At 51.2% G+C, this 24488-nt stretch carries 23 protein-coding genes; 8 read left to right on the plus strand and 15 right to left on the minus strand.

Features of this window, described 5'->3' with window-relative positions; genetic code table 11:
• The 4 genes from F3J38_RS01240 to F3J38_RS01255 all read right to left on the minus strand — a co-directional run bounded on the left by F3J38_RS01240 (window position 1) and on the right by F3J38_RS01255 (window position 4646).
• Window positions 1-1770, minus strand: a complete 1770-nt coding sequence (locus tag F3J38_RS01240; RefSeq protein ID WP_167134365.1) for a GMC family oxidoreductase — start codon at window positions 1768-1770, stop codon at window positions 1-3.
• An 18-nt stretch (window positions 1771-1788) separates the two neighbouring features.
• Window positions 1789-2517, minus strand: coding sequence for a gluconate 2-dehydrogenase subunit 3 family protein (locus F3J38_RS01245; protein ID WP_167134367.1), 729 nt, complete (start codon window positions 2515-2517; stop codon window positions 1789-1791).
• Window positions 2518-2790: 273 nt separating this feature from the next.
• The gene (locus tag F3J38_RS01250) at window positions 2791-3615 is read right to left on the minus strand and encodes a sugar phosphate isomerase/epimerase family protein (protein ID WP_167134369.1); all 825 of its coding nucleotides are present in this window, start codon (window positions 3613-3615) and stop codon (window positions 2791-2793) included.
• A 17-nt stretch (window positions 3616-3632) separates the two neighbouring features.
• Window positions 3633-4646, minus strand: coding sequence for a LacI family DNA-binding transcriptional regulator (locus tag F3J38_RS01255; RefSeq protein ID WP_167134370.1), 1014 nt, complete (start codon window positions 4644-4646; stop codon window positions 3633-3635).
• A 278-nt stretch (window positions 4647-4924) separates the two neighbouring features.
• On the opposite strand from F3J38_RS01255, the gene F3J38_RS01260 reads away from it, so the two are divergent.
• Window positions 4925-5275 carry an ArsR/SmtB family transcription factor gene (locus tag F3J38_RS01260; RefSeq protein ID WP_167134372.1) on the plus strand — a complete coding sequence of 117 codons (351 nt, stop codon included), beginning with the start codon at window positions 4925-4927 and terminating at the stop codon, window positions 5273-5275.
• Between the two features lie 5 nt (window positions 5276-5280).
• On the opposite strand, the gene F3J38_RS01265 is transcribed toward F3J38_RS01260, so the two are convergent.
• Entirely contained in the window at window positions 5281-6120 is an 840-nt protein-coding gene (locus F3J38_RS01265) for an MBL fold metallo-hydrolase (RefSeq protein ID WP_370661715.1), read from the minus strand.
• A 132-nt stretch (window positions 6121-6252) separates the two neighbouring features.
• Here F3J38_RS01265 and F3J38_RS01270 point away from each other — a divergent pair, with 132 nt between their 5' ends.
• Window positions 6253-7149 carry a LysR family transcriptional regulator gene (locus F3J38_RS01270; protein ID WP_167134374.1) on the plus strand — a complete coding sequence of 299 codons (897 nt, stop codon included), beginning with the start codon at window positions 6253-6255 and terminating at the stop codon, window positions 7147-7149.
• 267 nt (window positions 7150-7416) lie between these two features.
• The gene (gene sfnG / locus F3J38_RS01275; RefSeq protein WP_167134376.1) at window positions 7417-8505 is read left to right on the plus strand and encodes a dimethylsulfone monooxygenase SfnG; all 1089 of its coding nucleotides are present in this window, start codon (window positions 7417-7419) and stop codon (window positions 8503-8505) included.
• 2 nt (window positions 8506-8507) lie between these two features.
• On the opposite strand, the gene F3J38_RS01280 is transcribed toward sfnG, so the two are convergent.
• From F3J38_RS01280 to F3J38_RS01290, 3 genes are all read right to left on the minus strand, one after another.
• Window positions 8508-9698, minus strand: coding sequence for a CynX/NimT family MFS transporter (locus F3J38_RS01280; RefSeq protein WP_167134378.1), 1191 nt, complete (start codon window positions 9696-9698; stop codon window positions 8508-8510).
• A 131-nt stretch (window positions 9699-9829) separates the two neighbouring features.
• On the minus strand, window positions 9830-10138 hold the full coding sequence (locus tag F3J38_RS01285) for a CcdB family protein (RefSeq protein WP_167134381.1): 309 nt from the start codon (window positions 10136-10138) through the stop codon (window positions 9830-9832).
• 2 nt (window positions 10139-10140) lie between these two features.
• Window positions 10141-10380: a type II toxin-antitoxin system CcdA family antitoxin gene (locus F3J38_RS01290; RefSeq protein ID WP_167134383.1), complete on the minus strand. Its 240-nt coding sequence runs from the start codon at window positions 10378-10380 to the stop codon at window positions 10141-10143.
• Between the two features lie 154 nt (window positions 10381-10534).
• Here F3J38_RS01290 and F3J38_RS01295 point away from each other — a divergent pair, with 154 nt between their 5' ends.
• Window positions 10535-11065, plus strand: a complete 531-nt coding sequence (locus tag F3J38_RS01295; RefSeq protein ID WP_167134385.1) for a sterol desaturase family protein — start codon at window positions 10535-10537, stop codon at window positions 11063-11065.
• Here F3J38_RS01295 and crtB read toward each other — a convergent pair.
• From crtB to F3J38_RS01320, 5 genes are read right to left on the minus strand one after another with little or no spacing between them, the layout of a single operon-like run.
• Window positions 11004-11933, minus strand: a complete 930-nt coding sequence (gene crtB / locus F3J38_RS01300) for a 15-cis-phytoene synthase CrtB (protein ID WP_167134387.1) — start codon at window positions 11931-11933, stop codon at window positions 11004-11006. The two genes, F3J38_RS01295 and crtB, sit on opposite strands and share 62 nt — an antisense overlap.
• A complete protein-coding gene (locus F3J38_RS01305; protein WP_167134388.1) occupies window positions 11930-13411 on the minus strand; it encodes a phytoene desaturase in 1482 nt (493 codons plus the stop codon). Before F3J38_RS01305 ends, crtB begins: the two co-directional genes overlap by 4 nt.
• The gene (crtY, locus tag F3J38_RS01310; RefSeq protein WP_167134390.1) at window positions 13411-14580 is read right to left on the minus strand and encodes a lycopene beta-cyclase CrtY; all 1170 of its coding nucleotides are present in this window, start codon (window positions 14578-14580) and stop codon (window positions 13411-13413) included. Before crtY ends, F3J38_RS01305 begins: the two co-directional genes overlap by 1 nt.
• Window positions 14580-15851, minus strand: a complete 1272-nt coding sequence (locus F3J38_RS01315; RefSeq protein WP_167134392.1) for a glycosyltransferase — start codon at window positions 15849-15851, stop codon at window positions 14580-14582. Before F3J38_RS01315 ends, crtY begins: the two co-directional genes overlap by 1 nt.
• A 14-nt stretch (window positions 15852-15865) precedes the next feature.
• A complete protein-coding gene (locus F3J38_RS01320) occupies window positions 15866-16771 on the minus strand; it encodes a polyprenyl synthetase family protein (RefSeq protein ID WP_167134394.1) in 906 nt (301 codons plus the stop codon).
• 254 nt (window positions 16772-17025) lie between these two features.
• On the opposite strand from F3J38_RS01320, the gene F3J38_RS01325 reads away from it, so the two are divergent.
• The 4 genes from F3J38_RS01325 to F3J38_RS01340 all read left to right on the plus strand — a co-directional run bounded on the left by F3J38_RS01325 (window position 17026) and on the right by F3J38_RS01340 (window position 20998).
• Window positions 17026-17967, plus strand: a complete 942-nt coding sequence (locus F3J38_RS01325) for a 2-hydroxyacid dehydrogenase (RefSeq protein WP_167134397.1) — start codon at window positions 17026-17028, stop codon at window positions 17965-17967.
• 118 nt (window positions 17968-18085) lie between these two features.
• Window positions 18086-19288: an NAD(P)/FAD-dependent oxidoreductase gene (locus F3J38_RS01330; protein WP_167134399.1), complete on the plus strand. Its 1203-nt coding sequence runs from the start codon at window positions 18086-18088 to the stop codon at window positions 19286-19288.
• 99 nt (window positions 19289-19387) lie between these two features.
• Window positions 19388-20413, plus strand: coding sequence for a Gfo/Idh/MocA family protein (locus tag F3J38_RS01335; RefSeq protein ID WP_167134401.1), 1026 nt, complete (start codon window positions 19388-19390; stop codon window positions 20411-20413).
• 93 nt (window positions 20414-20506) lie between these two features.
• Window positions 20507-20998, plus strand: coding sequence for a GNAT family N-acetyltransferase (locus F3J38_RS01340; RefSeq protein ID WP_167134403.1), 492 nt, complete (start codon window positions 20507-20509; stop codon window positions 20996-20998).
• A 1142-nt stretch (window positions 20999-22140) separates the two neighbouring features.
• Here the strand turns inward: F3J38_RS01340 and F3J38_RS01345 are convergent.
• Window positions 22141-23019, minus strand: a complete 879-nt coding sequence (locus tag F3J38_RS01345) for an ATP-grasp fold amidoligase family protein (protein ID WP_167134405.1) — start codon at window positions 23017-23019, stop codon at window positions 22141-22143.
• 5 nt (window positions 23020-23024) lie between these two features.
• Window positions 23025-24236, minus strand: coding sequence for an oligosaccharide flippase family protein (locus F3J38_RS01350; protein ID WP_240155863.1), 1212 nt, complete (start codon window positions 24234-24236; stop codon window positions 23025-23027).
• Between the last annotated feature and the right edge of the window lie 252 nt (window positions 24237-24488).

A 24488-nucleotide genomic window follows, 5' to 3' on the forward strand; every position in this document is an offset into this window, starting at 1 on the left:
TTATGCTCCCACCAGCGGTGCCGGATTATTGATGTACTTCTGGTGGATAGCTTGCGCCGCACGCACCGCCAACGCACCCACGGTGACGGTTGGGTTGTAGCCGCCATTGTTGGGGAAGGCCGAAGCACCGACCACAAACAAATTATGCGCATCCCAACTTTGCAAGTACGGATTGAGCGCGGAAGTACTCGGATCGGCACCCATGACTGCGCCGCCAATAGTATGCGAGCTGTGCTGCATGTAAGGATTCCAGCTTTTTTCTGATTGGTTATCGATCACCAGATGCTGCCCGCCCACTTCCTTCATGATATTGATGGCGCGATCGGTCACGTAATTTGCCATTCGTTTGTCATTTTGGTTCCAATCAAAAGTGACGCGAAGCAATGGCTGACCGTGGCGATCTTTGTAGTTAGGATCCAGATCGAGGAAAGCATCACGCATTGGCATCGACGTGCCCTGGCAGAAGATGGTGCCCGCTGTTTGGTAATCACGTGCATAACCGGCCTTCCATTCGCTTCCCCAGCGTTTGGTGCCGGGACGCAGGCCGTTCATGTTTTGAATCGGACGGCCATTGGTGGAGAAGCCCATAATCCCCGCGCCACCAATAAAATCGAGATTGCTATGATCGAAGTTGTCACCGTTAAAATCATCGATCTGCACGGCTAAAGCACCGCCGCCGATAAACGGGTTCATGTATTCGTTATCGAAGAAACCGGTCACGCTTGAACAAGTCTGATAGTTGTAGTTGCGACCAATGGTGCCACGGCCGGTGAGCGGATCGTATTTCTCACCCACACCTGAAAGCAGCATCAGGCGCACGTTATCCATCTGGTAGGCGGTGAAGCAGACGACATCGGCAGGCTGGAAACCTTCCACACCATCCTGAGTCACAAATTTCACGCCTTTAACGGTTTTGCCATCTTCATGCTTCACGGCGTGCAGGACTTCTGTCTCCGTCAGCAATGTGAAGTTTGGACGGCGCATCAACACCGGTAAAATACAGGCCTGTGGCGACGATTTGGAGAAGTTACCGCAGCCGTGGAAATCGCAGAAACCGCAATAAGTGCATGGCCCCATGCTAACGCCTAGTGGGTTAACATAAGCTTGAGACAGGTTGCCAGCGGGCACCGTGAAGGGGTGGTACCCCATGCTTTCGACGGTCTTGCGATATTTGCTCATCCAGTGCGTATCTTTCAGAGGCGGGGTAGGGTAGTCACGTTGACGTGCGCCTTCAAAGACATTGCCGCCCGCACGTTTTTCACCCTGAAGGTTGCCTGCGTAACCCGAAGTCCCCGCAATACGTTCGAAGCGATCGTAGAAGGGTTCCATTTCGTCGTAGGTCACGCCCCAGTCTTGCAGTTGCAAACCGGCCATGCGCTTGGCGCCATAACGCTCACGTGTCTTCGTAGCGACTTCAAAATCCCACGGCGTGAAACGCCATGACATTCCTGCCCAGTGTGTGCCTGCTCCGCCCACGTTCCAGCCAAACTGATACGCGGACCAGTTGCGCACCGGTGCGGCAAGTTGGTCGCTGCGGTTGCGGAACGTGGTGGTTTCGACACTCATCGGCTGCAAAATTTTGCGGCGCGTGTGGAAACGCAGTTCATCGGCATCAATCGCCACTGGGAAATCGGTGGAGGTGTCTCGCCACGCACCACGCTCAATACCCACCACATTCAGCCCGGCGCGGGTCAACTCTTCCGCCATTACCGAACCCGCCCAACCCATACCAACGATAACCACGTCAGCCTTATTTCTTACTAATGACATTGACTCAGCTCCGGCTAATTAATCGTTGGGAATCAGACTGACAGGAATAAGCGCCAGATTTTCATTGCGACGTTCGATATAAGGTCGGTAATCATAACGGGCACCAGGGAAACCAATCATCTTCCACCCCGCCATGTTTTTATTACCGCCGTAAATTGGATCGGCCAAATAACCTTCTCGGGCGTTCTGCAGCATTAATTCAAAAAAGGCCTGGCTGTTTACATCTGCGCCTAAATCAATTTTTCCGTCTTCCATTTTTGTCAGGAAGTCATCAACCTGTTCGGCATTCAACGCATGGAAGGAAGATTGATGATTTTTCAGTGCCCAGCTTTCCAGTGCCTTCAGACCGGTTAAATAGCGTTCCTTGGGTGCCGAGAGAAATTGTGGGCTGCCCATAATTTTCTCCTCGTTTTCAGGATGCAACGGTGCCTGCAAATAAAGGGCGGCACCTGAACCGTAGTCACCGGCTAATTGGTTATCGAGGAACTCAATACAGCCCGCTTCACTGGCTGATGGCCCTAGCTTATCGGCAGGGATTAAGCGATCAAAAATCGCCTGCAGATTTTGACGGTCGAGCGGGTTGGTGAGTACCTGGTAACCGTCTTGCCACGCGGGCTGCGGCAAATGGTCAGTACTGAGTTGGGTTTCAAGCGGCACATTGTGCAGCTCTTTGGCGCGCAGCTGTGGTGCCACCGCGAGTGACGCGACGATACCACTGAGCGAAAAGAGCGCTTCTCTTCGGTTCATATCTATTTCCCTTAATCATTCCATCATCGGATGGACACGGCAGATTAATATTGACAGAGCACGACGTTCCGGACGTTCAAACCCTGGACGCTCCGTGCCAAATAGCACGCAGGTATCCACGACGAATCCGTGTTCGTTATTATTTATTTTCAGAAGGTATTTAAATACGGTGCACGTGTGCTGTTAATCAATACGCGATTCCGCAGGCTGGAGTTTTCCCGCCATTGCCAAATGTCATCACGGCACACCCGTTTTTCAGGTGTCCTTTATTATTTAATTAATATATTTTTTCATATCTTCAATGCTGTGACTTGCGATATCCCAGAGATCATCTTCCCAGTTACGCGGGCTTAACAATTCCGGTGACCAGACACCGTTGTATCCGGTAGCTTTCACCGCCGCTACCCAGGCTGGAATATCGACGTCGCCTTCACCGGGCGCGTAATTACGCTGTACCCATTCATCCCAGGCTTCGCCTGGATGGGCGGCACGTCCATCACAGAAATGCACGCCGTAGATCAGATCTTTATCCATGCGCGCGACCTCTTCGGGCGTGGTGCCACCGCCGGCATGCAGATGCCAGAAGTCGATCACCACACCGAGATTGTCTTTGCCGCTTTGTTTGATCAGGTCTATTGCGTGTTGCAGTGAATTGAAGGCGGTGAAGGCCACCACTTCAATCTGGAATTTGATGCCGTGTGGCTTGCCGATATCGGCAATGGCGCAGAGGTTTTCCAGCAGGATGGCGTCCCGTGCGGCTTCCGGCAAATGATCCAACTCGGTCAGCGCCATAATTTGCACCACCGGGCAGCGCAGTTCGACTGCAGCCTGTACGATCTTCTCCGCTTCGCGCAGCATGGATGCGCGCTCTTCTGGCTGGAAGCGACCAATGCGTTTCAGGGCATTAATGCAGGTGATGTCAATCTGGTATTTCGCCAGTAGATCGCGATATTTTTCGTAACTGCCGCCGTTATCCAGATAGCGATAAAGATGTTCAGGTAAGATCTCGAGCCCGCTGTAGCCCGTCTGGTGGGCGATGCGCAACTGAGTGACGGCATTGCTGTACCAGACAGAAACGCCATGCAACGACAACTTCATCTCTCCTCCTTGTTACCTCACGACTTCAGGTGAGAGCGTCGTATACGCAATTCTCCCTGAGACCAAACACCACCCGGAGTGGCACGTTCGTCAATCAGCCGGTTGAGGGCTTCAGTGACAATTAAATCTATACGCTGGCTAAAGGTGGTTAGCTGCCAGCTCGGTAAACTGGCTTCATCGATATCATCGAACCCCACCACGGCCATAAATGTGTTGCCTGCGTGGTCGCGAAGCGCGGCAAGTGCGCCAAGTGCCAATATGTCGTTCTCGCAAAACAGCGCCTCAATGCGCTGTTGGGGCAGTTGCGCGTTAAGGTATTCACTCAACACCTCATAACTGCGCTCGCGAGAATAAACACCGGTAGTGAGCAACAGTTCCAGTGTCAGTCCCGCTGTCTTGAGGGCCAGCTGCAAGCCCTCCAGACGCTGCGTGTGGTGGCTGCTGGTTTCCGGACCCATCATGTAACCCACGCGGGTGTAACCTTGCGCCAGCAGTAGTTCACCCAGCTGCTTACCGGCGCGCAGTCCGTCGATGTTCACCACATCAATGTCCGGCTCGTCATTGTTACGACACACTTGCACCAGCGGAATTTGGTGCATTTCTCGCGCCACGCCGATCAGATCATCGGTCAAGACAGTGCCGAGAAACAGCAAGCCATCCACCTGCAACTGGTCTGCCAGCGTCATCACGGCGCTGTAATTTTCGCCGCTGCCGATGTTCAGTAACAACGCCATGTAGCCGCGCTGTTGTAGCTGGCGGGTGACCGTATCAAGCATCAGCATTGAATGCGGATTTTTTAGCTCATCGATTACCACGCCAATGATCTGCGTCTTCTTCTGCGACAGGCTGCGTGCCAGCAGGTTAGGGCGGTAACCTAATTCACTCGCAATTTTTAGCACTTGTTCGCGTGCTTTTTCAGAGATCGATGCGCCGGGCGTAAAGGCACGAGAGACGGTCCATTTTGAGACGCCAGCAAGACGCGCCACATCGCTCGCGGTGGCTTTGTGAGATTTTGCGGTTGGTTTATTCATAGCACCTGCGTAGGGGAGAACACGAAGATCCCTGCATTGAACGTGAAAGCCAACTGAAAATAAACACCTAAGCACAAACGAATGATGCAAATGACATCGAATAACCCTGTTTTTATGATGTTACGATTATGTTTGATCTTTGCACCCGATTGCAACGCTTTTTGCAACCGGGTGCAAAATTGAGGTGTCTCATTTCGTTTAGCACGCCGTGTGGCTGCACTGTACATCTTGGGTTGGCTGTCTGATACTTCGTGTTTATACGAACAGAAGGGGCAGTTATGCTGGAAAATCACCCGCAGCGCGCGGAAATTCGTTTGGAAAATGTGTTAGCGGCGCTCGGAAATCCTATGCGTATGAGTGTGGTCAGCATTCTGGCAGATGGCAGTGAACACACCTGCGGATCGCTGCTGAAAGGGGTGTCCAAATCCACCCTTACGCACCATTGGCGTGTACTGCGCGACAGTGGCGTCATTTGGCAGAAACCTTCAGGACGCGAGAATCTCTTATCACTGCGTCGCGACGATCTTAACGCGCGTTTTCCGGGGCTGTTGGAGGCATTTCTTACGGCTACCACGCAAGATGGGCTGACGCGCGGCACCGTGAACGATTTCCACAGTGCCGCCTCCTGATGCCCTTACGCGCGCAATAAATATCCCGTCGTTGCATCACATTCAATGTGCCCAAAAGCAGCAGATTTACCGAAATGCATTCCTGCCACCTTGGTATGATCCCTGACAACTTGCTCAACAATGGTTTTACGTGTTGTTTCAGCTAAAACCGGATCGTGATCGAAAGAAATAGACACTTCTGGCCGCGCTAACTGAATGTGCGGGTAATGCACAATATCGCCCCAGATCAGCAGACGCTCGTCACCGGAGTGAATCAGGTATCCGGTGTGGCCTGGCGTGTGTCCCGGTAAACTGATGGCCCGGATATTCGCGTTAATATCGGCCTGCTCAATCAAGTGTAACGAAGGACGGTACGCATCCAGGGTGCGGCGTACCAATAAGGCGTTGCGTTGCGTGCGCTCGTTGGTGGCTTTCAGTTGCTGATCATCTAACCAGAAGGCGGCTTCAGCGGGGTGCAAATAGAGTTGGGCATTAACATAGGCAGGCTGCCCCGCCGAATCCAGTAGACCACCGATATGGTCGGGATGGCCATGCGTCAGTAAAACGGTATCAATCGACTCGCGAGCCACTCCCAATGCCAACAGGTTGCCCGGCAATTCCCCACCAATATGATTGATTGCGCCCATGCCGCTATCAATGAGTATCGTGCGCCCCTCACCACGAATCAGATAGCTGTATATATGAATATCACCTGCTGCCGTGATGCCAGACTGGGCTTGAATCGTCTCTGCGGTAGTCTGTTCAATGCCTGATAACAGCCCCAGACTGGCATTCATCGTGCCGTCGCTGATCGCCGTAATCAGATAATTGCCCACGCGTTGATTTGAAAAGAGTTGAGCCACAATTGCCGCCTTTATTCATTTTGGAAAAAGGATAAATTGCCGATCATTCATTGACCTGCAAGAACACGGAAATATTGCAGTGAGCGGAGAGGTGTGACTATCATCATTTTCGACTGAGTTGAGACCGAAAGAGCTGTGGACATTAAATTACTGCGATCTTTTGCCACTGTGGCGCTGTTAGAACATGTCGGTCAGGCGGCTGAAAGACTGCATATTTCACAATCTCCGCTGAGCAGGCAGATTCAACAATTAGAGAGTGAGTTAGGGGTAACCCTGTTTCATCGCGAGAAAAAACGCCTGCGATTAACGGAAGCGGGACGAAAATTTCTTGATGAGGTCACCCCCTTTTTACACCATCACCAACGGCTGAAAGATTATGGACGCAGCCTGACGCAGGCAGACGTTGGGCGCCTGGATATTGGTTATGTCGAAGCAGCCATTCATTCGCGTCTGCTACCAGAAGCCCTGGCTCGTCTCAACACTCCCGGCGGCATTGATATTCATCTGCACGCGATGCGCTCGAAACAGCAACAAGAACTGCTGCAAGAAAGGGCGCTAGATGTTGCACTGCTGCATACGCCGCCAGAAATGAGTGAGCGGTTTTTGCAGAAAAAAGTGCTGACAGAACCGATCCTGTTAGCCATGACCACTGAACAGGCCATTGCCGCACCTACGCCGGAAGATTTGCAGGGCCGGCGCTGGATAGCCGACCATCAGCATCTCAATCCTGCTGCACGCTCGCGGCTGCTTCACGCTTGTGAACTCGCCGGTTTCCAGCCCAATATCGTTTTGGAGGTCAATGGCCCACAGGCCGCGCTAGCTTGTGTTGAAGCCGGGCTGGGCTTTACCTTTATTCAACAGAGTCTGGCGGCACAGGTACCCGAAACGGTTTCGCTGGTGATGCTGCCATGGTTGCCACTTGATATCACGTTGTACGCCGTATGGCGTAAAGAGGATACCAGGCCGCTAATTAGTGAGTTTCTGAATGCATTAGACATGAGCCATTCAGTTAATTGCACGCAGGGCGAATAAGTCGATCAAACTTGATACATCTGGGGTGATCCTGACGATGCATAAATTCACCCTGTTCTCCGGTTTGCTGTTGCGAATGAAGCAACTGAGCGACAGCAGCTGCTGTATATGCAACTGAAATGTCAAAAGGGTTGTTTAATTATCTATATAAATCAAAATATTAGCTTTACGTAAAGCTGGCATGGCGGCTGCATGACGATATATCTAAAAAGTTTGAATTTTAGAATATTAATGTCATTGAATTATATATCCCGAAAGGAGAAGCCGATGCCTGAACAGAAACCGCTGCAGTTCGCCTACTGGGTGCCTAATGTATCTGGAGGGTTAGTGATCAGCCAGATTGAACAGCGCACACATTGGGGTGCAGACTATAACCGAGAACTCGCGAAAATCGCTGAAAAAGCGGGTTTTGACTATGCACTGACTCAGATTCGCTTTACTGCTGGATATGGTGCAGAAAATCAGCATGAATCGGTGACTTTCTCACAGGACCTGCTGAGTCATACCTCCAAACTTAAGGTAATCGCCGCGTTGTTACCAGGGCCATGGAATCCTGTATTGGCAGCCAAACAAATTGCCACTATTAGCCATCTCTACGGTCCGCGCATTGCCGTTAATATTGTCAGCGGCTGGTTTAGGGGGGAGTTTAAAGCCATTGGCGAGCCGTGGCTCGATCATGAAGAGCGCTATTTACGTTCAGAGGAGTTTATACGCTGCCTGCGTGGCATCTGGCATGAGGACAACTTTACCTTTGCCGGTGATTTCTATCGCTTTCGCGATTACGCTTTAAAACCAAAGCCGCTCTCACCCTTGCCGGAAATCTTTCAGGGCGGCAGTTCTCGTGCGGCACGCGATATGGCGGCACGCGTGTCCGACTGGTACTTCACGAATGGTAATACCCCCGAAGGGGTGCGGCAGCAAGTGGAGGATATCCGAGCGAAAGCGTCTGCCAACGGTCATCATGTCAAGATCGGTTTAAACGGATTTGTGATTGCTCGGGACTCAGAAAAAGAAGCGCAGAACGTGCTGCAGGAGATCATTGCAAAGGCTAACCCGGATGCTGTGAAAGGCTTCCAGCATGAGGTGAAGAACGCAGGAAGTGCCTCACCTGAAGGGGAGGGTAACTGGGCAAAATCGTCTTTTGAAGATTTGGTGCAGTATAACGACGGCTTTAAAACCAATTTGATTGGCACTCCGCAACAGATTGCAGAGCGCATCATCGCGTTAAAACACGCGGGTGTTGACCTACTGTTGCTGGCGTTCCTGCACTTCCACGAAGACGTCGAATTCTTCGGGCGTGAGGTCATCCCACGTGTGCGTGAGTTGGAACGCCAGGAAAGCCGGGTGCTAGCCTGATGTCAGATATGGCGCGCACGGCCTGCCAGCAGCGCCATCACTATCTGCACCACAGTAACCGTCAATAGCATGACCAGCGGCAGCAACCAGTTGCCGCTGGCATCGTGTAACATACCAAAGCACAGCGGACCCAGTGCGGCCAGTCCGTAGCCTACGCACTGGGCCATGCCAGACAGTTTCGAAGCCTGACGATGATCCTGGGTGCGCAAATTAAACAGCGACAAGCTGATGACCAGCGATGCGCCCGCCCCCAGCCCTGCCAGAATCAGCCACAGCAGTGACCATGCCGGCAACAACAGCAAGCCGAGCACCGCGACAAATATCAGCAGTGAAGCGACAAAGCCAATGGCGCGCTGGTCGCGAAGTTTCTTTAAGGCACTCATACAAACGAGATTCGAAACAATAGCGACAATCTGATACACAAACAGCATGCCGCCCGCTTCAATTTGGCTGATACCGTTGTCTTGTGCGAAAGGGGTGAACCAGCCAATAAGCGTATAAAACAGCAATGATTGGCTGGCCATAAACAGTGAAACTTGCCAGCCCAATGCGGCACGCCAAGGAGAGCGAGTGACCCCATTGGCGACAGTCGCGTGAGCCTGTGTCGCCGGTTTTTTGAGGTAAGGCAGCCAGGCAAATAACGCGATAAATGCGGGTACTAACCATACGGCGAGCGATAAGCGCCAACCCGCTGAGCTGATCTCAGCCAGCGGTACTGCAATGCCCGACGCGATGCTCGCTGAAATGCCCATCACCATGGCATACAGGCCTATATATCGAGCCGTATGCTCGGTGAAATCGCGTTTAATCAGGGGGGGAAGTAAAACGTTAGCCGCGGCGATCCCAGAACTCAGGACTAAGGTTCCCGTCCACATGGCGCCTTCACTACCGGTGATGCGCAACACCGAACCGAGCGTAATCAGCAACAGTGAGCCCCATAAACTGCGTTCCAGGCCGAAGCGGTTGCCAAACCAAGCTGCGGGAGGAGCCAGGGTGGCGAACATCAACAGCGGTAAGAAGTTAATGACGCCCGCCGCACTGGCGCTCAGACCAAAACTGGCGCGGATATTCTCCAGTATGGGTCCGGTGGCAGTAATTGGCGTGCGCAGGTTGGCAGCAGTCAGCAGCAGCAGAAACAGGAAAAAACCCGCGTGTCGTAGGGCTGATTTTTGGGTTATCGCGGTATGGGACATATTTTGCGCACCATAAAATTGAGGCAGAACGAATCTGCATATGGTGCGTTGATTGACGTTAACGCTTACGCAGCAGTTCATTTCCGCTGAGAGGGGGGAATACTAACGAGGGACGTTTGGCATGTAAAGTTTCAAAATCCATCAAAGATAAAATCAATAGAATCTTTGATTCTCTGGCGATAAGGCCGGGCATCCATCACCTGTTTTCCTAACAGAGATGCGGGCACGCTTGCCATTTCATGGGTCATGACGAGATATCCTTCTCCCTCAATTTCGATCACAGGATTCAGCCGTTTTACCTGACCAGCCTTAAGTCGATTCATAGGGTATAAGGGAATGACAATACGTGTCGTGAGTTCATCTATGATATCGCTTTGTACATCGACCAGGTAAGGGTACGCATTGTTTCTACTGGTGTTGTGATAAATCATATACTGCATGTTTAGAACGTCCTGTATTCATCCGACAGTAAACCATGCTCTTCGGTTATGCGATTCAGTTCCTGTAAACCAGCACTATTTTCTCGTTTCCATTTTTCTGCTGCAGCTACCCGAATTTCTTGTCGTAACGCTTCAGTCAGAATCGCGGATAAGTTTAAACCGGCATCTCTGGCTTGTTGCAAAAGCATCGGTTCGACGGTCACGCTAACGGTTTTTTTCTGATTAACACTGGTATTAGACATAAATCCCCCGTGTGGATTACACGTGTAGCAATGTGGGTGAGTATGGATGAAAACGCAATTGCCATCAATCCAACAAAAATAAACGTTGTTGACTTGCCTCTCTAACCATCCGCGTCCACCTTTAAAGCCTCTGTTCAACACAAATGGACGCACGATGCTCTGGTTATGGAATACGCTGATCCTGCTTGCGGCAGTGGTGGTGATGGAAGTGGTGGCAGCGCTGTCGCACAAATACATCATGCACGGTTGGGGCTGGGGTTGGCATTTGTCGCACCATGAACCGCATGAAGGCAAGTTTGAACTCAACGATCTTTATGCCGTGGTGTTTATGTTCATGGCGATTGCGCTGATTTACATCGGCGTAAACGGTTATTGGCCGCTGCAGTGGATCGGCGCGGGCGTAACCTTATATGGTGCACTCTATTTTATGGTGCATGATGGCTTAGTGCATCAACGCTGGCCATTCCGTTATATCCCGCGCAAGGGCTATCTTAAACGCCTGTATATGGCGCACCGCATGCATCATGCGGTGCGGGGTCGTGAAGGTTGTGTCTCATTCGGTTTTCTGTATGCCCCGCCGTTACATAAATTGCAGGCGGCTCTGCGTCAGCGTCACAAGCCTGTTAGCGCGGACGCTGCCACAAACCCTCAGGGCGAGACTCAGGACGAGACAAACGCGAAGTAATTGCCAGCCCTGCGCCTTTTACCAACAATGCCAACTTTTCGCTGCTGCTGGTGCGTTGTCGCGCATCCCAAGCTTGCGCCCCAGCGTGTTGCACCTTGACGCCAATTTCACGATACACGCCACGCGCGGTGGCAATCGCCCATGCGGAACGGAGCGGCAAACCCGGTAAGCCCGATCGTGCTGAGAGATAATAGGGTTCCGCCTCGCGCACCAGACGTGCAGCCAGCGGTGCCAGCGCTGCACGGTGTTGTGGATCAGCCAGATCCTTGCCGTCTAAACCGGCCTCATCCAGCCAACTTTGTGGCAGGTAGCAACGCCCATTCTGCGCATCTTCAACGATATCTCGCGCGATATTGGTGAGCTGGAAGGCAAGCCCTAAGTCACAGGCGCGGTCCAACACCGCTTCATCGCGCACACCCATGACGCGTGCCATCATCAACCCCACGACACCGGCCACGTGATAACAATAACGTAGCGTATCGTCGAAGGTAGCGTAATGCTCTGCGCGGGCGTCCATCGCAAATCCTTCCAGATGATCGAACGCTAATTGTGGTGGCAGACGATGAATTAACGCCACTTCCTGAAACGCTTTGAACGCGGGTTCGTCCATGTGCGCACCGCTATAGGCGCGACGCGTTTCAATTTGCAGATGCAGCATACGTGCCTGTGCATCTTCAACAATATGCTGCGTGCCGCCTTCGCCGAGCGTTTGTCCATCAATCACATCATCGCAGTGACGGCACCAGGCGTATAACATCAAGGTGCTGCGGCGCGTCGGCGCATCAAAAAGTTTGGCTGCGGTGGCGAAACTCTTCGAACCCACAGCCATGGTTTGCGTGACTTGTTCAAGCAGGGGCTGACGGTTCATCCGGCGAGGTCCTCCAGCATTAACTGGGCCGTGGCTTTGGCGGAACCAATTACGCCGGGCACGCCTGCACCTGGGTGCGTACCGGCTCCGACCAAATAGAGATTGGTGATATCAGCGTCACGGTTATGCGGACGGAACCAGGCACTTTGCGTCAAAATCGGTTCAAGCGAAAACGCCGATCCATGATGGGCATGAAGCGTGTCGCGGAAATCCAAGGGTGTAAACATTCGGTGCGTCACCAATTGCTGACGTAATCCCGGCATATAGTGCTCCTCCAGATAAGCAAAAATGCGATCGCGTAGACGCGGTCCTTCCTGTTGCCAGTTGATTGCAGCAGTGCCGAGATGCGGCACGGGTGCCAATACGTAAAAACTGCCACAGCCTGCTGGGGCGAGTGAAGGGTCGCTGGAGCAGGGAGCATGCAGGTACAGCGAAAAATCGTCCGAGAGTTGGCTGCTATTGAAAATTTCATCAATCAGTTCGCGATAGCGCGGACCAAAGCACACCGTATGGTGCGCCAGCTGCGAATGTGGATGGTTAAGACCAAAATAGAGCACAAACAGTGAATTACTCATGCGTTTGCGTTTTAACGCTACAGCCCGCTTGTTCGCGGCGGGATGACCACGCAGTAACCGATCATAGGTGTGCACCACATCAGCATTGGACGCGACGGCAACGGCAGGAAAACGGCGCCCATCTTTGAGCTGTATACCACTAATGCGGTTGCCAGTCGTGTCCAGTTGGCTCACTTCGGCGTTCAGTAACAGTTCACCACCGAGGTCAGTAAACAGTTGTGCCATGCCTTGCACTAACGCTCCTGTCCCACCGCGTGGAAACCACACGCCCCATTCGCGCTCCAGTGCATGAATTAAGGTATAAATCGAAGACGTTGCAAAAGGATTACCGCCCACCAGCAAAGAATGAAAGGAGAATGCCTGGCGCAGGTGATCGTCCTGAATGAATTTCGCCACCATGCTGTAGACGCTGCGCCACGCCTGCAAACGCCCCAATTGGGGACCGGCGCGCAGCATGTCACGAAAATGCAAAAAAGGGACTGTACCCAGCTTTAAATACCCTTCCTTGAACACAGACTGAGAATAAGCCAGAAACTGGCGATACCCAGCCACATCCTGCGGATTGAACGCCGCAATTTGCTGTTCCAGTTGCGGCTGGTTGTTGTCGTAATCAAGTTGCTTACCATCTTCCCAGCACAGGCGATAGAACGGTGTCACGGGCATTAAATTGACGTAATCGCTTAACGATTTTCCTGCCAGAGTGAACAGCGCCTCAATCGCCGTGGGATCGGTGATCACGGTTGGCCCGGCATCAAAGGTAAAGCCCTGCTCTTGCCAGGCATAGGCGCGTCCACCGGGTTTGTCGCGTTGTTCCAGCAGCGTGGTGGGTATCCCGGCTGCCTGAAGCCGGATAGCCAGTGCGAGGCCGCCAAAGCCAGCGCCAATCACGTAGGTGCGTGTCATTATTCTTTCGTCCCTGGTTTAAAAGAGGTCATCAACAGTGCGCGCACCGCTTCACCGATGGGGACCGGCGGTTTGCCACACAAGATTCGAGCTTTGTCGCGTAAGCGGAGCTGTCCGGCATAAAAACGACTGATGAGTCCGGCATCAAGCCGGTAGAAACGCTGCATAACACGCCAGCGCTGGTCGGGATGCCCGGCTAAAAACAACATGCGGTTTAACAACCGGAAAAAACGCTGCGTCTGCCAGTGAGCACGTGCAACGCTTTCAATGTGTTGGCTGAGGCGTGCGGCATCGCAGGGGAATATTGCCGCGATGCTGTCCGCCAAGGTGACTGCGGTAGGCAGGGAGTAACCCGTGGTGGCGTGGAACAGTCCGGCCCGCAGACCGCTGCAGGGCTGGTCGTGCTGTTGCTGCCAAAAGCCGTCAATATCGCCGTTGAGTGTAATCGGCAGTGCACCTCGTTCTTCGCGCAACAGTCTGCCTAACGACCAATGACGCTTTTGAGCATAATCAGCGATGTTCTGCCGCGCGATACGGTCATCCAGTGTCGGTTGATTGATGTAATGCGTATCTTCAATTAACAGGCGATCAACACTGAGCGGAAGCGTGTAAACAAAGCGATAGCCCTGCTGCTGATCAACAGTGGCATCCATCAAAATCGGCTGCGAGAGGCCATGGGGTTTCGTCAGATGCCACTCCTGACCTACAAATGACTGATAACCGAGTTGCAAGTGCGGTGTAGGTTGCAGTCCACGGCCGTCAATCACTGCCGTTGCGTGAAGCACGCGTCCATCAGCCAGCGTGACGTGAGTCGGCCTGACTTCACTGACCAGGGCTTCTGTCCAGAGTGTGTCACCCAAGGTGCTATAAAGCTGGCGGGCAAAATCGGCGGAGGCAACCGAGCAGTAGTCGCCACTAACATTACGACGAAAAGAGGGGAAACGAACCTGATAGCCGGGCCAGCGATGGGAGATCAAGGGGTGTAGCCACTGCATCTGCTGGGTGGTAAGGTCATCCTGATGGAACGACCAAGTGTGATTACCAGCCGGTTGCGATTGGCTTTCTAGCATCAGCAGACGTAAGTGTGGTTGTAACTGGCGCAGACGAAGCGCGATCAGGCCGTTTGCCAGGCCCGCACCCACTAAAATCAGGTCGTAATCTTCGCGCATCAGTTTGCCTCCGCGACAACAACTCGTTGTTGCACCAACGCCTGTTCCACGATGTTGGCCGCTCGTTCACTGCCTCCTGCCCTTTGTAACTGTGACTGAATTGCCGATATACGCTGCGTATAACCATCGTCATCCAGTAAGTGTTGAAGATGATTTTCCAGCTGATGTACACGGCTGAAACGAGACGCCCGTCGGCCCACGCCATGCCACTCAATGCGCGCCGCCACACCGGGCTGATCAAAGGCGAGCGGTAGAGCCAGCATGGGTGTACCGCAGTCCAACGCCTCCAGGGCACTGTTAAGCCCAGCGTGCGTAATAAATATTTTTGCGTGTTGTAATGCGGCGCGCTGATCGAGAAAGTCGGTCACCCATGAGGCACCCGCTTCTTGCAATTGCTGGTTTTGTTCTGAGGTCAAGCCGCCACAGTGAGCAATCACCAGAGACAGCCCCCGATTGCGGCACGCCTGTGCCAGATGATGAAACAGGCGAAAGCGTTGGCCTTGCAGTGTCCCTAGCGAAGCGTAAACCACCGGCTGAGGTAATGGCGGCCATGGGGCACAGGACGGTACAGGGAAAAGTGGTGTATGCAACAACCCAACAGCATGAAAATTGGCGGGCAGATAGCGACGTGGAAAATCAAAGGCAGGTACGAGCTGGCTAATTTGTGCCAGCGGTGACAGGCATTGATGCAATCCCCGACGCGGCGGTAAACCAAAGTGGTACGCATGATGGGCAATCACCTCGCCATGACGCTGCATGATGCGGTCGTAAATGTCTTGGCTTGCTTGAAATCGGTGCAGTGCTTTCTCATCCTGACCAAAACGAAAGGGCATGACGGCCAGTGGAATACCCGGTTCACGATTAACTGGCAACGCGCAGGCCACCGAAACAAAGGGTAAATGCATCGCTTCCGCCACCAGCCCACCAGCAGCCTCCATTTGGTCAGCAATCACGCCATCAATCTGCAAGGCTTTAAGTTTCGCTGGCAATTCACGGCACAACATATCGGTGCTGGCGGCAATATCCGCGATCACGCGAAACAAGGATAACGGTGAGGCGAGATGATGTAACACTGCAGCCAGTGAACCGGCAGGGTGTGAGCGTTCACCCACAGCAACAAACCCGATGTGCGGATCGTTTAGCAATCTGTGTGCATCCGCCTGTTGAAGGAAGGTAATGCGGTGGCCGCGAGCCAGTAATGCCTGTGATAAAGCCTGCAGTGCATGAAAATGGCTATACAGTGGCGGCGCAATAACGGCAAAGTGCCCCATAGGCTTCGCCGCGATCAGTGAAACATCGCCAGCTGCTGATTAAACAGGGCGTGCATGTATTGACGAGTCGCAATGCCGCGGTGACAGGCACACGCCAGATGCGCGTCGGCGCTGCGCAGATGATCACGCAAGCGGCGTTCAGCCCCGTCAGCGCCCAGCATCTGGACCAGCGTTGATTTGCCTAAGTCCTGGTCGGTGTCCTTGCCGGTGTGTTTATAGCCATCGGCGAGGTCATCCAGTAACTGAAAGGCTTGTCCCAGGTCTTGTGCAAAATAGCTGAGTTTTTGACGCATATGTGGCGTCGCATCGGCAGCAATCGCAGCCAATTGCAGCGTTGCTCGAAATAGCACGCTGGTTTTGAGTTCATTGGTGATGGCAATCGCTTCTGGGCTGCGACTATGCGCGCCCTGATGTAAATCCTGAAATTGTCCCTGCACCAGTCCTTGCAATCCTACCGCGGAGGAGAGTTCGGCAATCGCCTCTGATTTTTGCAATGCCGGTAAATCCGGTGCGATGGCAATCACCTCAAATGCACGACTCAGCAGAGCAATTGCCGCCAGAATCGCGACATTCTCACCAAATTGACGGTGTATGGTGGGGCGCCCACGCCGCATTTGGGCATTATCCATTGAGGGAATATCATCAAGGATCAGTGAAGCAGCATGCACCATCTCCACCGCACAGGCGAGATCCAGCACGCCATGCTGTAAGTCATCACAACCCATATCCCGCGCCGCGAGTAACAGGAGCAGTGGACGAATCCGTTTACCCGGAGCCAGTACACCAGCCCGCATAGCTGCCCGCACATAATCCGTTTGCTGACCAGTTGGGAGCAGTCGCTCCAGATGCGACTGCAAGTGCTGGTGAAGTTGATGAAGTTCGTTTTCCGGGTTTGCTGTAATGTCTACATGGGCGGTCATAGCGGCTTTCCATGGTGAGTGAAAATGTTATGGTTTTTTTAATTAACCGTAGACTGCGTAAGGTGAGTTCGCCAGCGAGCAAAGCGAGTTGCGTATTTCCTTCATCAAACCAGGACCAAAAAGTAAGTGGTATTTCCCTCACGTTATTAAAAGATTTACTGCGTGATCTTATTAGCGAAAAAAGTAACAGTGATGCCGTAACATAAAATCCTCCGGTAGGCTGGTCAGAAATGAATGTCTATCAGGAAAGTTAAATGAGTCATGCACAATCCTCTATTTTGATTATTCAACCGCTGATGCCACAGTTAGATGAGAAGCTCTCACAGCATTTTGATTGCCATCGTTTATATGATTATCAGGATCCCGCACAGTTTCTTCAGCAACATGGCGAAGAGATCAGAGGTATTGTGACGCGCGGTGACGTTGGTGTGGAAACCGCACTTCTGGAGCAACTGCCTGCCTGTAAAGCGATTGCCGTTTTTGGCGTGGGAACCGACCGCATTGATCTGGGTTACACCAAAGCGCAGGGCATTCAGGTGAGTATCACGAGTGACATCCTGACCGACGACGTCGCCGATCTGGCGATGACCTTAACGCTTGGGTTCACGCGTAATCTGGTGGCCTACCATCAGTTTGCGCGTTCGGGTGCCTGGGAAAACACCGGTGTCACGCTCTCTAGTAAAGCCAGCGGTAAACGCATGGGAATCGCGGGGTTAGGCGCTATCGGAAAGGCAATTGCCCGCCGTGCCGAGGCCTTCGGCATGGAGGTTGCCTATACCGCGCGTAGTGCCAAGGATGTCCCGTATAAACGCTGCGAGAACATCGAACAACTGGCAGCTTTTAGTGATTTTTTGGTGCTGGCCTTGCCGGGTAGTCCGGAGAATCTGCAACTGGTGGATGCGAAAGTTTTGGCCGCATTGGGTCAAGAAGGCGTGTTGATCAATATTGCGCGCGGCACCGTCGTCAATGAAAGCGACCTGATTCACGCACTGCAACAGAGGACCATTAAAGGTGCGGCGCTGGATGTCTTTTCGCATGAGCCAATGATCCATCCTGCGCTACGCGAATTGGATAATGTGCTTTTAACGCCCCATATTGCCAGCGCAACTCATGAAACACGTGAAGCGATGTCAAATAATGTGTTTGAGAATATGTTGGGCTTTTTCTCGAGCGGGAAAATGCTGACAGCAATATAGAATAATAATCTGGCAACAGAGGATTTCCTTATACCCAACGCATTATTCGTTCTCTAGTCATTGCAATTTCTGTAGGTGGACGCTGTTATGATATTGGCCATTCATTCAGGAGCCATTCATGTCCACTCAAAAAATTGCAATTATTGGCGGCGGCGTCATCGGATTAGCGGTGGCGCGCGCTTTGGCGTTACAAGGCGCGCAAGTCACGATTTTCGAGCAGCAGCTCATCGGGGCGGGTACCAGCAGCACCACATTTGCATGGGTTAACTCCAACGGTAAGCAACCGGTTAGCTATCACCAGCTCAATGCGCTTTCGATGGAGGAACACGCTAGATTACAGCAGTCACAACCTAACGGTTTACGCTGGCTGGAAACCTGCGGTACCTGGGAGTGGGCTGCCGAAGGAGAAGCTCAGCATCGCCTGCAGCAACGCGCCAGCTCGCTTCAATCCTTGGGGTATCCGGCACGAGAAGTGACACTGGACGAACTCCAGCGTGAAATTCCTGAGCTGCGCTCGCAAGCAGTTAGCGGTGCTTTATGGCATTTCCCGACGGAGTCAGTGTTGCATCCGGCGCTGTATCTGGCTCGGTTGTGGTCAGAAGCCCGCGCTCAAGGTGCAATTCTGCATCAACATCACACAATCACTCGACTCTCTGAGCAGGCGAATGGCGTCACATTGCATCTTGAAAACGGAGAGCAGTGGCAGGGCGATCGTGTGGTTATCGCCACTGGGCGTTGGGCTAACCAGTTGCTTGACTCGCTCAATCTCAATCTGGCCCTGCTTGATACCAGTAAACCGAATGCTATTGCCTGCAGTTTCCTGGTACGCACAGCACCTCAGCCGCTTTCACTGAGCGCAAATTTAATCTCGCCGCAGCTAAATGTACGTCCGGACGGTGGGGGGCGCCTGCTGTTACAGGCGCTGGCGCTTGATGATTTAGCCGATCCAGGCGCGCCGCCTCCCATAACAGGTGAAATCGCTCAGCAGTTCCGAGAACGCTATCAATCTTTGTTTGCTGATGCGGGAGAGTTACAAATTGAACAGATCGTTGTTGGCCAGCGTGCCCGGCCAGCTGACGGCTTACCGGCAATTGGCTTTGTTACGCCACAGCAACGCGTCTACCTGGCGGTGACGCATAGCGGTATTACGCTGTCCCCTTTGATTGGCAAATTGGTCGCTCAAGAGTTGTTGGAGGATACACCCAGTGCATTGCTCGGCGATTTTCGTCCTCAGCGTTTGCTGGGGAGAAATGTCAGTGAATTCGCACCCATCAAGCGAAATTTTCCAGCGGCACAGTATAGCCATTTTATCTTAAAATGATATTTTTATGCCATTTTGCGGGGGCGTGCAGAGTTTGAATGTTGCCAGTATGTTATTAAGAATGGACATTATGATTCTTCTCAATCACAAGGAGGCAGCATGAAAATCGGTATTGTGGGCTACGGTACGGGTGGTAAGCACTTTCACGCGCCCTTTATCAACGCAGCACAAGGCGTTGAGTTGGCAGGCATTGTCGCACGGGCACCGGAAACCATTGCGCGAGTGAAAGCGGATTTTCCTGATATCCCGATTTATGCCAGCCTAACAGAGATGCTGGCGGCGGGCGTTGATGCGGTGACCATCACCACTCCGCCTCAGACTCGTCGTGAGTTGGTGCTGGAAGCAATCGAAGCCGGCGTCGCCGTGATTGCCGACAAACCCTTTGCACCGGATGCTAAAACTGGGCGCGAACTGGCTGCGGCTGCGAAAGCCAAGGGAGTGGTGCTCAGCGTTTATCACAATCGACGGTTTGACCATGATGTTCGCACGCTCAAGAAACTGATTGAACGAAACCGCGTGGGGAAAGTGTGGCGCTTGCATAATCGTATGGATTTCGATGATGCCAATACCCTTGAAGGTGGTGAAACGGGAGGCCTGTTGCGTGATTTAGGCAGCCATATTGTTGATCAGGCGCTGTTTTTGTTGGGGCCGGTAAAATCGGTTTACGCGCAGTTAGACATTATCGATCTGCCGGTTGGGCCAACGGATGCCAGTTTTGTGCTGACCTTGACGCATCACAATGGCACCAAGTCTTATCTCTCGGCCACCAAACTGAATCGCTTTATTTGTCGAGAATTTCGGCTTTATGGGGATGCCGGGAGCTTTGTTTCACAAGGCACGGATGTCCAGGCGCAAGCCATTTTTGCCGGTCAGCGCCCTGTGGATGATTTAGACGGCTGGGGATTTGAGCAACCAGAACGTTGGGGAACACTGAATACACCACAAGGTTCTGAGCGTGTGCCTTCTGAACAAGGCGCCTATCATGCTTATTACGAAGCTTTTGCCAAGGCCGTGAAGGAAGGAAGCGAACCGCCGGTTACCCCAGAGCAGGCGATTGAAGTTCTGGCTGTGCTGGATGCGGCCTTTATCAGCGCGAAAGAGAATCGGGTGGTGGACATAGCGTGATGGCGTAGCGCTGCTTTTTAGCAGCGCTATTTTTCGTGACGCCTCTTTACCCTGTTAGAATACCTCTCTCAAAATGAATCTCAGGTTTTAGTTGTGTCGAATTTAATCTTTAGAAATGCCACCTTAGCGGACGTCGACCGCTGTTATTCCATTGAAATTGAAGCTTATGAAGGCGACGAGGCAGCCACGCGTGAAAAAATTGCGACGCGTATAGCTCAATACCCGCAAGGCTTTGTATGCCTGGAAGTCAACGGCAAGGTTATTGGCTTTATCAACGCGGGTTGCGCTTGGGATGTTGTGATGTCGGACGAAGCGTTCAAAGAGCTCGTCGGGCATGATCCTGCGGCACCGAATGTGGTGATTATGTCAGTGGTGCTGGATCCTGCTTATCAAGGGAAAGGGTACGCTACCCAGATGATGCGCCATTTCATTGAAACCATGAAACAGATGGATAAGCAGACAATCCATCTGTTGTGCAAAACACATCATGTTGATTTATATGAGAAGTTTGGTTATCAGTATATCAAACCCTCGAGCTCCGATCATGGCGGCATGGCGTGGCACGAGATGTTGATGCAGCTGTGATTATTTTTTAACCTAAAATAATTGGCTGGCTGATCGCGATCAAAACGTTCCGCTAAAGCCTGCTCAAACATGGATGCCAAATCACATGTAATGAGGAGGCTATGATGCGCACTTCCCCGATGACTCTACCGGAAATGGCTCGCTACCTTGGCATATCCCCCGCCACGCTGGCGTGTGCTATTTGCAATCGCGGTACGTTAGAGAAGGTCCCGTTACCTGCGGCAGTCGATGATGAAGTACCTTTGTCGCGTCGCTGCTGGGCGTCACAAGAGGTAAGGCAGTTTAGGCAAGCGATGATGAGGGCTCGACGGGGGGAGGTAAAGTGATAAATGGCGGTCGCAAACTGTAATGGTTGTCAGTTAAGCACCTGTTCACGTGAGTCTGTCATTTTCTGGCGTGCCGACTTTTGTTTTGTGCGTTTTGTGCGGGCCGCAGCACCTCTGCTGCTGCCGGGCCGTCCTCGCGCCGCTTCGCGGTGCCCTCGGCTGCAACGTCGTGCCGGTCGGATCGTTCGGGTACGGCCATCCATGGCCTACCCGAACTGCCTGTCGCATCCATGCGCCTGGCTCCTGGCACAACGTCTCCGCCTCAGCGCTGCGAATAGCCCGTTGCAGCAGCAGAGGCGCTGTGGCCTCAAACAATGTGCCCTCTGTAGCCATAAAAGCGCTATCGCCTGAGCCATCGCGCCCTTTATAGCAGTAAAAATGCTACCTCCTGAACCATCTCGCCCTTTCCAACAGCGTAAACAGATGTCAGCAAGCAGGCTGGTGCCGCTCTGGGGCTGGCATTTCGCAGCGCTGAACGGAATGAGGAAGCCAGGAGAGCCAGCATGGATGCTGGCGAAAGGTGCAGCCGGGACAGGGAAAGTCCCGTCTGCGCCGGTCCGTCAGGCTGACGAGTGAAGTGAAGGTACCGCGTCAGCGGCGCGAGGACCGCCAGCCCCAGAGCGGCACCAGACTGCGTTATCACCTGTGCCATCAGTCCAGAGCGGCACCAGACTGCGTTATCACCTGTGCCATCAGTCCAGAGCGGCACCAGACTGCGTTATCACCTGTGCCATCAGTCCAGAGCAGCACCAGACTGCGTTATCATCACATGCTTAACTCACTAGCATTCGGCCCTGCTGGCTTATTTGATTCGCATCAGCCAATATCCAATCTTAGCTGGCTTCCTAAAACCACATCGGCTTCTTGTAATGTGACGTCCAGACCTGCGGCAGGAGTAAAGGTTAACTCACCAAAAATAACTTTACCGTTGAGCAGATAGAAATCAGCGCGGACAAATTTAAAGTCTGAAGCTAATTTCATCGCATAACCTTTCATTTCCTTAAAGCCATCCGGCATCTCTGGATACTGGTTGTTATTGATTAACTCCAGGGTGTCTTCGAAAGGAAGAGGTTGCCAGTCCATATCAAAATAGTAAAACTTCGGCGTTCCCTTTTCTCTGCCAATGCAGACCATAACCGCGTATGGCTTTCCGTTGAAGCAGTAGAATTTGTAATCGTCAGGAAAACCACCGCGTTCATTCTCAATGTATTTCTCACACAATATTTTTCTTTCTATTTTCTTATACTGCGGTTCAATGAATAGTGAAGAAAAATCTTGCCTGAGCCATTTTTCTAACTGTAGGTTAGTGTTCTTGATGTCTAAAGACGATTTATCATTGCAGATAATGTTGTAGCCTGCACCATGATTACATTTAAGCGCAAACTTTTCTGGCAGTGCAGCATAGTTAATCTCTTGCGGGCTGTCATATACACCGTAAAGCTCGTTCAGTGTTTCACCGCAACCTTTAGCTATAACATATTCTCTGACTTTATATTTGTCAGCGCACAAGGTGTAAATGTCATTGCTGAACTCATTGAATTTCAGCCACTGAATCTTTTCGTTGAATCGGGTAGGGTTGGTTAAATTTAATTTTTTCTTGAATTTAAAGTAATAGTGAGCCTTAGCACTCAGTTTTGGAGAGATGTTAGCACTGATTTTTAAAGCTGATTTCACTGTGTGTTTTATCATTTTCATGTAAATTATCTCGGTTTGAAAATGTTAAGATGCATTTTGACAATTGTCTTGTTTCTGAAAAAATAATTTAATAATGTGCAAGACAAAATCTCGACGATCAAAAAGCAGTAAGCAGCACCTTTAATCCCGAAGGTACTAATCATTAACCAGGATAAAGGGACTGTTAAGATGCAGCATAAAACCATTTTTTTAGCCAGGTAGTTATACCCTGATTCTTTTATTATGTACCTGTAACAGATCGTTCCTAATGCAGAGAACATTGTTCCCATGATGATGATTGGGATAATGTTCACTGAGTCCATATACTTATCGCCGTACAGGAAGTGAATAAAGTAATGACCAAACAGGTAGAAGCCACCTAATGCAGTCAAGGATAAGATGATAACTAAACGATTGATTTTATTTAGTAATTTATCTATGTTTGCTTGGTTTTTCTCACTGTATATTTTCGAGAAAAAACTGGTTATTAATGCGATGACAACAAATGACCATGCACCTCCTATGGTTAAAGAAACACTGTAAATACCTAATGTTGAGTATGAAATTACATTAGCCAAGAAAATGCTGGATATTTGAGTGTATATGTCAGTAGACAATCCAGATAGAATTAATGCACCTCCAGCATATAACATATATCGGTTGTATATTCCGCCGCTTTTACTCACATCTTCAGTGCTTGTTGTACGCTTAAAATAAACTAAGCGCATGATGTAAGGTACTAAAGGAATAATAATGATAGGGATCGTAAAGCAGTAAACGGGCAATTTAAAGTATGAGATATAGAACCTGATCACCAGAGCGATAAGCAGTCCAGTGATGTTGGTTATTGTGTTGATCTTTGACTTTAATTGTGTGTTGTTGTAAATGGCAAAGAAGTCCATCACGATGTAGTACGTGGCAATGCAATTCGCTACGCCAAATAAGAAAACAGTCACATCGGTGTACAGGTAAAGATAGGTTAAGATTGCACTAGACGAGAGAAAAAAGAATAAACGCCGTTGGTTGCGCGTGTGCATTGCCATAGCAATGCCCGATTTTGTTTTCTCACTCATGCGCTTGAAGATGATGTTGTCACCGCCAAACCAAGATAGCGTTTGTACAAAAATAAAGAGTGATGTGGATATGTTTATTTTGCCAAAGTTGTCCGGGCCAATATACTTCGCCATTAGTGAGTTAATGTAAATTAACCCAATGATGTTTACTGATTTTTCTAACATGATCCATATTGCGTTAGAGTACATTTCATATCTCGCATAGGCATGGTTTTGTTGGTGTTGTAATAGTTAACTTACGAGTTTTTATAATTTTCTTTTATTAAGTTATATGGATGTAAAACGTTTCCTTCAAAATGATTATTTTTCTTAATAACCATCAATCTATATTTACTGCTGCTTATAATCATTTAATTTGGTTGGTATTGTGGCTGTTCATATAAAAATAGTGAAGAATTTTTTAAATTAATCAGATTA

The organism is Candidatus Pantoea formicae (genome assembly GCF_011752625.1).
GTDB lineage: Bacteria > Pseudomonadota > Gammaproteobacteria > Enterobacterales > Enterobacteriaceae > Pantoea > Pantoea formicae.